Source organism: Halococcus hamelinensis 100A6 (assembly GCF_000336675.1).
Taxonomy (GTDB): Archaea; Halobacteriota; Halobacteria; order Halobacteriales; family Halococcaceae; genus Halococcus; species Halococcus hamelinensis.
Genome location: NZ_AOMB01000041.1, coordinates 190565 through 202368, shown reverse-complemented (window position 1 = coordinate 202368; position 11804 = coordinate 190565). Strand labels below are relative to the sequence as shown.

13 protein-coding genes and 1 pseudogene are annotated in these 11804 nt (G+C 68.0%); 8 read left to right on the top strand and 6 right to left on the bottom strand.

All coding sequences use genetic code 11. From position 1 onward, the window contains the following. The first annotated feature begins 241 nt into the window (after window positions 1-241). Window positions 242-517 (top strand): ubiquitin-like small modifier protein 1, encoded by a 276-nt coding sequence (locus tag C447_RS15100; RefSeq protein WP_007695404.1) that lies wholly within the window; start codon window positions 242-244, stop codon window positions 515-517. 69 nt (window positions 518-586) lie between these two features. Here C447_RS15100 and C447_RS15095 read toward each other — a convergent pair whose 3' ends face one another. After that, a complete protein-coding gene (locus tag C447_RS15095; RefSeq protein WP_007695401.1) occupies window positions 587-1315 on the bottom strand; it encodes a nucleoside phosphorylase in 729 nt (242 codons plus the stop codon). Window positions 1316-1411: 96 nt separating this feature from the next. Between C447_RS15095 and C447_RS15090 the strand changes: the two genes are divergently transcribed. The 7 genes from C447_RS15090 (at window position 1412) to C447_RS15065 (ending at window position 7428) form a co-directional block, all read left to right on the top strand. Continuing rightward, window positions 1412-2485, top strand: a complete 1074-nt coding sequence (locus C447_RS15090) for an aminotransferase class I/II-fold pyridoxal phosphate-dependent enzyme (protein ID WP_007695399.1) — start codon at window positions 1412-1414, stop codon at window positions 2483-2485. Window positions 2486-2532: 47 nt separating this feature from the next. Next, window positions 2533-2910, top strand: a complete 378-nt coding sequence (locus C447_RS15085) for a translation initiation factor IF-5A (protein WP_007695398.1) — start codon at window positions 2533-2535, stop codon at window positions 2908-2910. Then, the gene (speB, locus tag C447_RS15080) at window positions 2910-3719 is read left to right on the top strand and encodes an agmatinase (protein ID WP_007695397.1); all 810 of its coding nucleotides are present in this window, start codon (window positions 2910-2912) and stop codon (window positions 3717-3719) included. The genes C447_RS15085 and speB overlap by 1 nt, the downstream gene beginning before the upstream one ends. Window positions 3720-3911: 192 nt before the next feature. Further along, complete coding sequence (locus tag C447_RS15075) at window positions 3912-4673, top strand: Nif3-like dinuclear metal center hexameric protein (RefSeq protein ID WP_007695396.1); 762 nt, start codon at window positions 3912-3914, stop codon at window positions 4671-4673. Between the two features lie 345 nt (window positions 4674-5018). After that, the gene (locus C447_RS15070) at window positions 5019-6974 is read left to right on the top strand and encodes a BCCT family transporter (protein ID WP_007695394.1); all 1956 of its coding nucleotides are present in this window, start codon (window positions 5019-5021) and stop codon (window positions 6972-6974) included. Further along, window positions 6971-7123, top strand: a complete 153-nt coding sequence (locus C447_RS17985) for a hypothetical protein (protein WP_153300712.1) — start codon at window positions 6971-6973, stop codon at window positions 7121-7123. The genes C447_RS15070 and C447_RS17985 overlap by 4 nt, the downstream gene beginning before the upstream one ends. A gap of 62 nt (window positions 7124-7185) precedes the next feature. Then, window positions 7186-7428: a hypothetical protein gene (locus C447_RS15065; RefSeq protein WP_007695392.1), complete on the top strand. Its 243-nt coding sequence runs from the start codon at window positions 7186-7188 to the stop codon at window positions 7426-7428. A 12-nt stretch (window positions 7429-7440) separates the two neighbouring features. On the opposite strand, the gene C447_RS15060 is transcribed toward C447_RS15065, so the two are convergent. The 5 genes and pseudogenes from C447_RS15060 to C447_RS15040 form a co-directional block, all read right to left on the bottom strand. Next, window positions 7441-7908, bottom strand: a complete 468-nt coding sequence (locus C447_RS15060) for a universal stress protein (protein WP_007695390.1) — start codon at window positions 7906-7908, stop codon at window positions 7441-7443. Window positions 7909-7981: 73 nt separating this feature from the next. After that, on the bottom strand, window positions 7982-9217 hold the full coding sequence (gene ilvA, locus C447_RS15055; protein WP_007695388.1) for a threonine ammonia-lyase: 1236 nt from the start codon (window positions 9215-9217) through the stop codon (window positions 7982-7984). Between the two features lie 91 nt (window positions 9218-9308). Further along, window positions 9309-9605 (bottom strand): annotated as a pseudogene (locus C447_RS15050) (FAD-dependent oxidoreductase); the annotation flags it as partial. A 79-nt stretch (window positions 9606-9684) separates the two neighbouring features. Next, a complete protein-coding gene (locus C447_RS15045; RefSeq protein WP_007695382.1) occupies window positions 9685-10992 on the bottom strand; it encodes an ABC transporter substrate-binding protein in 1308 nt (435 codons plus the stop codon). Window positions 10993-11121: 129 nt separating this feature from the next. After that, complete coding sequence (locus C447_RS15040) at window positions 11122-11769, bottom strand: helix-turn-helix domain-containing protein (RefSeq protein WP_029601967.1); 648 nt, start codon at window positions 11767-11769, stop codon at window positions 11122-11124. Window positions 11770-11804: the final 35 nt, after the last annotated feature.

Sequence of the window (11804 nt, the reverse complement as noted above, 5' to 3'; positions counted from 1 at the left end):
GCCTTCGGCTCACGAGAACTCCGGGCGCTCGCCCTTCATCCACCAGGTCCGCACCGCTCTCCCGAACCTCGGCTCGCGCCTTCGGCGCTCGCCGGGACACTCGGAACCGCCACCGCAGCCGCACCGCGACCACCCGGCGGCCGCACCGCAACCGCCGCGCCACGGTACCGGCCGCCCCGTCGCGGTCACGCCGCACCGCGGCCGCCGGATCGCCTTTGTGTTCGCCGACCCTTCTCGAACCATGCACTGGAAGCTCTTCGCCACCCTCGCCGAGACCGCCGGCGAGCGCGAGGTTCCCGTCTCCGTGGAACCGAACGCCACGCTCGCCGACGCGCTCGCCGCGCTGTTCGAACGCCACCCCGCGCTCGAAACCGAGATCGTCGAGGACGGCACGGTTCGCGACCACATCAACCTCCTCAGAAACGGCGAGGACCCGTTCGCCGACGGTGACGGGCTCGACACCAGACTCGACGAAGGCGACGAACTCGCCGCCTTCCCGCCGGTGACCGGTGGCTGATGGCGACCATCGGGATAATCCCGTTTCTCGCCGTGTTCATCCGTGATTATCTCGCGGTCAGGCGGTGACTCAGAGCGAGACGGCACCGTCGAGCGCGATGTCGATGGCGCGCGCGACGTTGTTCTTCGCCTTCTCGGGCAGTTCCTCGTCGTCCTCGGTCTCGCCCTTCTGTGCGCCCGCGACGAGGTTCCCATCCACCGTGCAGATCGCCCCCGCCCGGAGCCCCTTCCGGCGCGCGAGCGAGAACACCGCCGCGGCCTCCATCTCGACGCCCAGCAACCCCGCCGCCTCCCACGCGTCCACGTACTCGTCCGTCTCGGCGTAGAAGGCGTCGTCCGAGGCGATCGGCCCGACGTGGACGGGCTCCTCGCGGCTCTCGGCCGCCGTCACGAGGCTCGACAGCACGTCGAAATCCGGGACGGCCGGGACCGTGTCGGCCTCGTAGCGCCGCGTGGTACCCTCGTCCTTCGCCGCGCCGGTCGCCACGATCACGTCGCCGACCTCGATGTCGGCCTGGAGCCCCCCGATGGTCCCCACCCGAATGAACGTCTCCACGCCGACGTTCGCGAGTTCCTCGATGGCCACCGCCGCCGACGGACAGCCCACCCCGGTCGAGCAGATCGTGACTGGCGTTCCCTCGTAGGTCGCGTTGATGATCTTGTACTCCCGATTGTGGGTGATGAGTTCGCCGTCCTCACAGTGGCCCGCGATCCGGTCGACGCGGTCGGGGTCGCCGGGGAGGAGCACGATCTCGTGGAGGTCGCCGGGTTCGACGAGTAGGTGTGGCTGTTTTGCCATGCGAAGCGCTCGACGGCCGGGGGGCAAAAAACGGTCTATCCGCTTCGGCCACGGGGCTGTCGGGGTGCTTTTATCGCCGCTCGCGGTGTGTTCGGTATGGATATCGAACCGTTCGCGCTCGAACGCTGGTTCGACGAGTACGAACACGACGCCGACGTCATGCTGGCCGAGAGCGGCATCCGGAGTCTCGACGCCTCGCGCTTCGACACGGATCCTGGAAAACTCGGCTACGTCATCCCGACCGACGGCGACCCCGAGTTCCGAGAATGGGTCGCCGGACGGTACGGCCGGGCGGCCGACGAGGTGGTCTTCACCTGCGGGACCCAGGAGGCGAACTTCCTCACGATGCGAGCCGTGCTCGACCCCGACGACCACGCGGTGGTCGTCACCCCGACCTACCAGTCGCTACGAACCCTCCCGGAAACGTTCGCCGAGGTGACGACGGTGGAGCTCATCCCACCCGACTGGCGGCTCGACCCGGACGCGGTCGCCGACGCGATCCGGCCCGAAACCGAACTCGTCGTGCTCAACAACCCGAACAATCCCACGGGGCGCTATCACCCCCAGGAGCGCGTCGAGGCGGTCTACGACCTCGCGGCTGACAACGACGCCTACCTGCTCTGTGACGAGGTCTATCGACTGCTCGCCGACGACCCGATCCCACCCGTCGCGAGCCTCGGCCCCCACGGGATCAGCACCACGAGCCTCACGAAGGCCCACGGCCTCGCCGGCTTGCGGTTCGGCTGGCTGGCCGGCCCGCCCGAGGTCGTGGACGCGGCCCGCAACTGGAAGGATTACACCACCATCTCGCCCTCGGTCTTCGGTCAGCACGTCGCTCGCCAGGCGCTCGCCGACGAGGAGGCGATCCTCGACGAGAACCGGGCGCTCGCGCGGGACCACCGGGAACGGGTGGCCGAGTTCGTCGCCGACCACGGACTCGACTGGCTCGAACCGGTGGGCGTGAACGCCTTCCCGACGATCCCCGACGGGTTCGCGGATTCGGAGGCGTTCTGTCGTACCGTCGTTGAGGAGGAGTCGGTCGTGCTCGCCCCGGGCAGCGTCTTCGGCCACGACGATCGGTTCCGGATCGGGTTCGGCCTCTCGACCCCGGCGTTCGAGACGGGACTGGAGCGCGTCGAGCGGGTCATCGAGACCCACGGCGGGGCGTAGACGAGCGGTTCCAAACCGTTTATACCCCCGGATTAACAACCACGGACATGGCCAGACAGCAGACGCAAGTTCGCGAACTCGACGAGGGAAGCTACGTGATGATCGACGACACGCCGTGTCAGATCACGGCCTACAGCACCGCCAAACCCGGCAAGCACGGCAGCGCGAAGGCCCGCGTCGAGGGCAAGGGCGTCTTCGACGAGAACAAGCGCAACTTCACCCAGCCCGTCGACGCGAAGGTCTGGGTCCCGATCATCAACCGAAAGCAGGGCCAGGTCGTCAGCATGGAATCCGACAGCGTCGCCCAGGTGATGGACCTCGAGACCTACCAGACGTTCACCATCAAGACCCCCGACGGCACCAGCCTCTCGCCCGACGACGAGATCGAGTACCTCGAGATGGACGAACAGCGCAAGGTCGTCTGATGGGCTTTCCGGGGGCCCGAGCCGACGAGGGGGACGCGAACTACGTCCTCCGCGGTGCCCCCCTCGACGTCTCGACCTCCTTTCGGCCCGGCGCGCGTTTCGGTCCCCGCGAACTCCGCCACTGCGCCGAGCCGTTCGAGGACTACGACCACCACACGGGGCAAGACTTCTCCGCCCTCGGCGTCCACGACGCCGGGAACATCGACCCGTGGAACGACGTCGGCGAGTATCTCGACTTCCTCGCGGGCGACCTCTCGGACACGGCGGACGATGGCCGACTCCCGCTGCTCGTCGGCGGCGAACACACCGTGAGTGTCGCCGGGGTTCGTGCGACCCGACCGGACGTCTACGTCTGCCTCGACGCCCACCTCGACCTTCGGGAGGCGTACATGGGGAACCCGCTGAGCCACGCCACGGCGACGCGCCGCGTCCTCGAACACGCCGACAGAGCGGTGGTTCTCGGGGCACGGGCCGGCAGCGAGGCCGAGTGGGACCGCGCCGAACGCGCCGACGTGACCGTCGTCCCGCCGGAAGAAGTCGGAGAGTGGAGCCGGGATCTCGACGGGTCGGTCTACCTCAGCGTCGACATCGACGCCGCCGACCCCGGCTTCGCGCCCGGCACGGGCACCCCGGAGCCGTTCGGCCTCGCGCCGCGCGACCTCCGGGACGTGGTCCGTGCGCTCGCGCCCGACTGTGTCGGTTTCGACGTCGTGGAGGTAAACGACCGCGACGACGGCCAGGCCGCAGCGCTCGGGGCGAAGCTCCTCCGGGAGTTCGTGTTCACGCACGCGTCACGAACCGTCGACTGACCGCAGAAGTCGTCTACTTCTTGTTCTTGTTGCGGTTGAAGAGGCGTTTGGCCTTGCCCTTGATCCGCTGCTGTGTCTTGTTCGGGAGTCGCCGCCACGTCTTCGTGATCTTCGAGAGTTTACCCATTGAATCAGTCTCCGTCCTCCGGTTTGGTCGCACACGTTCTTAACGGTGGCGACGAAATCCGACGTATGCATCTCGACGAATTCTCGGCCCGGCTCGACGACCGCCTCCGCACCGACGCCTTCGCCGACCTCGACGCGAGCGCCAACGGCCTCCAGGTGGATGCACCGACCGACGTCGACCACGCCGCGTTCGCGGTCGACGCCGCCGTCGAGACCGCCGACCGGGCGGTCGAGGTGGGCGCGGACGTGCTCGTCGTTCACCACGGACTGTTCTGGGGCGACTTCGACCGGGCGACCGGCGCGCGCTACGACCGGCTCGCGCCCTTCTTCGAGCACGACGTGGGGCTCTACGCCGCCCACCTCCCGCTCGATGGCCATCCCGACCTCGGCAACGCCGCGGGGGTGACGGACGCGCTCGAACTCGGTGAGCAGGAACCGTTCGCCGCGCTCGGGGCCGAACACATCGGGGTCGCGGGGATCGCTCCGGAAGGGTTCACACCCGACGGACTTCGGGCGGCGCTCGCCGACGCGTGTGGTCCGAAAAACGGCGTCCAGCACCTCGACTTCGGCCCCGATACGGTCGAGCGGGTCGCGGTCGCCACCGGGAGCGCCGCCGACTGGTTCGACGAGGCCGTGGCGTGGGGCGCGGACGCGTTCGTCACCGGGGAAGGAAAACAGCAGGTCTACCACGAGGCGAAGGAGGCGGGGATTCACGTCTACCTCGCGGGTCACTACGCCACCGAGACCTTCGGCGTCCGATCGGTCGGGACCCTCGCCGGGGAATGGGGGATCGAGACGACGTTCATCGACCGGCCGACGGGGCTGTAGCGAAGCACCCGAACCGCCGGATTCCGGGAACCTGCCCGCTGCTCGGCAGCCCTAACGCGCGGGTGCCGGGGCTGTTCGAGGGTGCCACAACCCACTCACTTATACAGGGTGTCGTGCCCAACCTGAAAATTTATAAGGGTGACTGGTAGCTATTCACGTGCGTATCGATACCAATGGGTTCGCGACGCGGCGGTGGCGACCGCGCCGCGCTTCGGGGGCGACCCGGTCCTGCCGGTATCGGGAACGATTATAAGCGAGTATCCACACGATCGAACACACAGATAATGATTGTACGACGATACGAACTCGACGGCTCGAAACGCGAATCCCACGGAGGACGGGTGAATGGCTGACTCCGACGACACGACCGGCGAGATGTCCGACGGCCTCCAAGTAGAACTGTTCCACCCCGACTCGGACCGCGAGCCGGGGGATACGAACCACGAACTCCTCGGGGGGCGATTCGACGTCCACCCGATCGTCTTCCCGGGCGCGCTGGCGCTCATCGTGTTGTTCGTCGCGGTCACGCTCCTGTTGGGTCAAGAGCAGGCGACCGCCGTCTTCGACGGGACGAAGTCGTTCATCGAATCCACGTTCGGGTGGTTCTACCTGCTCGCTGTGAACGTCTTCCTGATCACCATCGTCTACTTCGCCGTCAGCAAGTACGGCTCGATACGGATCGGCGGCGTCAAGGCCGAACCCGAGTTCAGCCGGTTCTCGTGGATGGCGATGCTGTTCAGCGCCGGCATGGGGATCGGGCTGATGTTCTACAGCGTCGCCNAGGCCGAACCCGAGTTCAGCCGGTTCTCGTGGATGGCGATGCTGTTCAGCGCCGGCATGGGGATCGGGCTGATGTTCTACAGCGTCGCCGAACCCATGGTCTACATGGGGAGCCCCCCGGAGTTCTTCGGTGCCCAGTCCGGGACCGCCGCGGCCGGGACGGCGGCGCTGGCACAGACCATCTACCACTGGGGGCTCTCGCCCTGGGCGATCTACGGTCTCGTCGGGCTCGGCCTCGCTTTCTTCTCGTTCAATCGCGGGCTGCCGCTCACGTTCCGGTCGATCTTCTGGCCGCTGCTCGGCGAGCGGATCTACGGCTGGNGCCTCGCTTTCTTCTCGTTCAATCGCGGGCTGCCGCTCACGTTCCGGTCGATCTTCTGGCCGCTGCTCGGCGAGCGGATCTACGGCTGGCCGGGCCACGTCATCGACCTCGTGTCGGTGTTCGCCACCCTCTTCGGGCTCTGTACCTCCTTGGGGCTCGGCGTCTCGCAGGTGAATCAGGGGATCTCCTACGTGGGTGGCGACATGCTCGGGATCGTCGACGTACCGGTCGGGACGGTGCCCCAGATACTCCTCATCGCCGGGATCACGCTCATCGCGGTGGCGTCGGTCGCGGCGGGGCTCGACGGCGGCGTCAAGCGCCTGAGCACGATCAACCTCTACTTGATGTTCCTCCTGCTCGGGTTCGTCTTCGTCGTCGGGCCGACGCTCTACATCGTCGGCGGGATGGTCGAGGGGTTCGGCACGTACCTCGGGAACTTCCTCGCGTTGAGTTTCTTCACCGGCACGATCGGCGCGGGCGCGGGCAACACGCTCGCACCCACCGTCTCGGGGTGGACGGTCTTCTACTGGGGCTGGTGGATCGCGTGGTCGCCCTTCGTGGGGATGTTCATCGCGCGGATCTCGAAGGGGCGGACGGTCCGTGAGTTCGTGCTCGGCGTGTTGGTGTTGCCCACGCTGTTCTCGACCGTCTGGCTCTCGACGTTCGGCGGGGGTGCGATCGCGAACACCCTGACCGGCAACGGCGCGGTGCTCGCGGCCTACAACGAGGTCGGTCAGACCGTCGCCATGTTCGCGCTCCTCGAACAGTTCCCGCTGGGGGCGGTCTCGGGGATCCTCGCGACGCTGCTCGTGGTCAGCTTCTTCGTCACGTCCTCGGATTCGGGGTCGCTGGTGATCGACCACCTGACCTCGGGCGGCAAACACGACGTCCCGAAGGCCCAGCGGGTCTTCTGGGCGAGCACCGAGGGCGTCGTCGCGGCGGTGTTGCTCTGGGGTGGCGGTCTCACCGCGCTCCAGGCGGCGGCGATCTCGACGGGGCTCCCCTTCGCCGTGATCCTCCTCGTGATGTGCTATACGGTCTATCTCGGGCTCAGAAACGAGTACGAGATCCTCGAATCCGAGGAGTTCATGGACCACATCGAGGAGATCCGTGGCGACGAGGACGTGGCCGTGACCTCCTCCGGCGGCGACGTCGTCACGGAGGTCTCGGGAAGCGACGACGCGACCTCGACCGATTGACCCGCCCCGTTTCGGTCGGGCTGGCGGTCGCGGCCACCCTCGCGATGGTGGGCGGGGTAGCGTTCATGACGGTGGAGCGATTCGGGCTCGCCGGGGCGCTGTTCCTGAGCGCGAGCATCGTGATCTACGCCCGCGAACGGTGGACGTGAGCCCGAACCACGGTCGATACCGACCGTGGCGTTCACTTTCCCCGAGTCCGTCGTCTCGGACGATGACTACCCTTCGACATACGCCCGGTCCCGACGCGGCAGCGGCGTTCTCCCTCGGTATTACGACCGTCGCGACGGTTTCGATCGTGAGCCTCGGAACGCTCACGTGGTTCGGCGTGCTGGCGGTCTTCGAGGCGCTCCTCGTCGCCGTGCTCGGGCTGCCGGTCGCGCTGCTCGTGGTCGCGTGTCTCCTCAGCGTCTGGCTCGGCTACGACAAGGACGCGACGGACGTGGCGCTCTCCTGAAACCGAGACCCGTCAGTCGCTCCCGCTCGCTCCCGGACGAGCCTCGGATTCGGTCACTTTCGTCGAGATAACCGGGACGGCCGAGGTCCGGACGACCTTCTCGGCGATGGTGCCGAGCAGCGCGCCGAACCGGCCCTGATAGCCGGTCCCCATCACGATCGCGTCGAGACCCTCGTCGTCGGCGTATCGGACGATCCGCTCGTGGACGGTGCCGCTCTTGACCGCCCTGACGCACTCGACTTCGGCGGCCGCCGCCATCTGACACACCTCCTCGGTCACGCGCTCGCCGTAGGTCTCGTACTCCTCGCGGACCTGCTCCTCGTCGTCGCGGATCGAGAGCGCGCGCGGCACGCCCGGCAGGTCCATCACGTAGAGCGTGTGGACCGTTGCGTCCAGCGCGGCCGCGAGTTCGATGCCGTGTGCGGCGGCTTTCCGGGCCTCGTCGCTCCCGTCGGTCGGGATCAGGATTCGGTCGTACATCGCGATTGCTCTGCGAGACCATCCAGCACGCTGTGTAATGGGTGTTTCGACGCGCCGGCCCGACGAACGTGCCTCAGGCGTTCTCGTGGCTCACCTCGTAGCCTTCCTCGCGGATCGAGTCGATGATCGCGCGGGCGTGCCCCGCGCCGCTGGTCTCGACCCGAAAGAGGAGGTACGCCTCGCCGACGTCGAGTTCGGGGGCCGAGCGGTCGTGGCGCACGCTGCGGATGTTCGCGCCGTGGTCGGCGACGACGTTCGAGAGACAGCCCATCTCGCCGGGGCGGTCGTCGATCCGGACCTGCAGCCGGAGGATCTGCTGGCGGTCGGTGAGCGCGTGGACGAGCACCGTCCTGAGCATCGTCATGTCGAGGTTGCCGCCGCAGAGCAGCGCGAACACCCGCTCGCCCTCGACGTCGAGGTCGTCACCCAGAAGCGCGGCGACCGACGCCGCGCCCGCTCCCTCGACGACCTGTTTCGCGCGTTCCATCAGGAGGAGCACCGCCTGGGCTATCTCGTCGTCCGAGACGGTGACGACCTCGTCGACGTGTTCGTCGATCAGCGAGAGGGTGAGCTCCGAGATCCCGCCGGTGGCGATGCCGTCGGCGATGGTACTCACCGAATCGAGGGTCACCGGGATCCCCTTGTCGAGGCTCTCGTGGACCGTCGCGGCACCCTCGGCCTGGACCCCGACCACCCGGGTCTCCGGCGAGAGGTGGCTGTAGGCCGTCGCGATCCCCGAGATGAGCCCGCCGCCGCCGATCGGCACCACCACCGTATCGACGTCGCGGTCCTCACACATCTCGATCCCGAGGGTGCCCTGCCCCGCGACGATCGCCGGGTCGTCGTAGGCGTGGACGAACGCGGTCGCGTCGTCGTCGACCAGTCCCTGGGCGTGAGCCATCGCGGCCTGGAAGTCCCGCCCGACGAGGTCGACGTCGGCACCGTAGCCCCGGGTCGCGTCGACCTTCGCCTGCGGGGCGTCGGTCGGCATCACGATGGTGGCGTCGATCCCGAGCCTCGTGGCCGCGAGCGCGACCCCCTGGGCGTGGTTGCCGGCGCTGGCGGCGACGACCCGCTCGGTCCCACCGTCCGCCGCGAGCTGGGCGATCGTGTTGTACGCGCCGCGGGTCTTGAACGAGCCCGTCCACTGGAGGTGCTCCATCTTCAGGGAGACCTCGCCACCGGTCATCGTATCGAGCGACGTGCTCCGCTCGACGGGGGTTCGCTTCACGACCGAGTCGTCGTCGAGGCGGTCGTGGGCGCGCTCGATGTCCGCGAACGTGACGGTCTCCGAAGGCTGGTCGGTCATCTGTCGGTGTGGTGGCTCGTGGTGGTCATCGGGTCATCCTCTCGTTGTCGGGGTCGAACAGCGGTTCGTCGCGCACCGTCGCGGGATACGACCGGTCCTCGGTGCTGGCGACCTCGATCCCGCCGCACTCGCGGAACGCGTCGAGGTCGGTGTGGAGGTCCTGGGTGTAGGTCGCGAGCTCCGTCATCGGCTTGCCGCCCGCGGTCTGAGGGACGAGGCCCGGAGCGTGCGAGGTCGACCCACCCGTCTCGTAGAGCGGCCCGCGATCCACGACCACGACGTCCTCCCGGCCGAGCTGGGTCAGGTGGTAGGCCGCGCTGCAGCCGACACAGCCCGCCCCGACGACCACCGTTCCCGCCCGATCCGGGAGCGTGTTCCCTGTACTCATACCCCTCGACTGCCGTCCCTCGGGGCATAAATCCCGTGGTGCATTATCTCAGCCGCTTATTCCGCGACCGGTGTGCGGGTCAGTCGTTCCCGGTGACGACGTTCGCGACCCGCCGGTGGTCGAACAGCTGTTCGTCGGGGCCGAACTCGGGATAGGGGTCGCCGTCCCGGTAGTCGGGCCACTCGCCGAACCGGTCGGGGTAGAGCTCCTTCGCGGTCATCTCGGTCTGGAAGAGGTTCATCAGCGGCCCCTGCCACCGCGTCCCCTGCGGGTAGACCCGCTCGTTCCCGACGGCGCTCAGCTCGCTCCCGATGGGGTCGTTTTCGAGGTTCCGCTTCAGCGTACCGAAATCGACGGTCTCCGTGACCGTCCACAACGCGAGGACCACGTCCGGGTCGGCCGCCAACAATGCCTCCAGGTCGATCTGGTTGAACGGGCCCGAGAAACTCTCGTTTCCGAAGGCATCGGTCGCGCCGAGCGGGCGGGTGTGGGCGTTCCAGTAGCCGGGAGCGTTCAGGCGGAGCCGGTAGATCTCGGACAGGTCCTCCGTGACGGAGACGTACGCGACGCTCGGCCGCTCCGACTTCGGCGGCAGCCCGTCCTCGACGGTCCCGAGGAGGTCGTCGTGGACGGACGCGAGCGCCTCGTAGCGCTCGCGCTCCCCGTACAGACTCGCGACGCGGTCGAACAGCTCCCACAGCGTGGTGTATTCGTAGCCATCGGCCCAGCCCTTCGGAGGCGTGCCGTGATAGCTGCTGTAGTAGTTCCCGAGCCACGGGCCGACGTTGTTCGTGACCTCCTCGACGTCGCTCCGGGACCAGTTGTCCTCCGTGGTCACCCACGCGGGGTCCACGAGGTGGAGGTCGCTGTCGAGTTCGTACAGCCGCTCCTTCGTGAAGCCGTACTCGCCCGCCTCGTCGGCCCACTCGACCTCGAACCCGTCGAATTCGGTGGTGAAGTACTCCAGTCCCTCGACGGTGCCGTCCCACCAGAGGTCGTTGATGGTGTCGCCCTGCCCGAGCGCGCTGGCCATGTCCGGGAACCACGGGAAGTGGGTGAAGACGTTCTCCGGCGGCGCGTCGAGCGTGACGGTTCCGACCGGCGACAGCTCGGCGGTGTAGCTCGATCCCGACGACGCCGTCCCGGTTTCGACCGCCGTCGACGATGTCGCGTCCCCCGTCGAGGTCGGGTCGGTGTCCGAGGCCGTCGCCGACGATCCGGTCGCCCCCTCGCCCGACGTCGAATCACTGGCCCGCTCGGTCGACTCCGAGTCACTGCTCGACTGCCCGCTACACCCTGCCAGAAGCCCGCCACCGACGATGGCACCGCCGTATTTCACGTAGTCCCGACGCGTCGGTCGCCTGCTCGATGGGTCGTCGTCCGTCATACTTTTAGGCGAGCCTAATACGTAATATCGGTTTTGGTTTAGGCCGGCCGAAAATCGAGCCGTCCCCCTGTCCGCGAGAATTCACGGAGTGCTGTCGGGATTGGTCCTCCGTGAACACCGCCGGGTCGACTACTCCCCCTCGACCAGCACCGCCTCGATGAGTTCGGCGGTCCCACGGCGGACCCGGCCACCGACGGCGGTCGGGGAGATCCCGAGCCGGTCGGCGAGTTCGGCCAGCGATATCCCGCGCGGTTCGTCGAAGTAGCCGCTCTCGTAGGCCGCGAGCAGCGCGTCGCGCTGGGCGTCGGTCAGCGTCGTCGGTGCCGAGCGTCCCCACGGCTGGTGACGGAACAGCCGCCGGAGGTCGAAGGTGATGCCGTCGCTCTCGCAGGCCTCCCAGAGCCCGGAGAGGGCCTCCCGGTCGGTGAACTGCACCCGGACCACCCACCCCCGCCCGTCGCTCACGGCGTCGAGCATCAGCCCACCGAGTTCGAGCGCCGCCGGCGAGACGAGTTTGGCCTCCGGGGGGTGACGGATCCGATAGACGGCCCCTGCGTCGGCGGCCTCGACCAGCGTCCACTCCGCGACCGTGTGGTCGTCGTCGAGCGCGGCCTCGAACGGCTCGATTGGGTTCTCGACGAGGAAGAAGAAGAGGCCGGTCTCGACGTCGGTCGTCGAGTGCGGGATGACCCGGACGGTCACGTCGGGGCACGCCCGGATCGTCGGGGTGAGCGCGAGGTCGGGGCTACTGACGTGGATGGTGGCGGTCAGCCCCACGGTCGCCACCTCCGGTTCCGTGACCGGTCATCGGT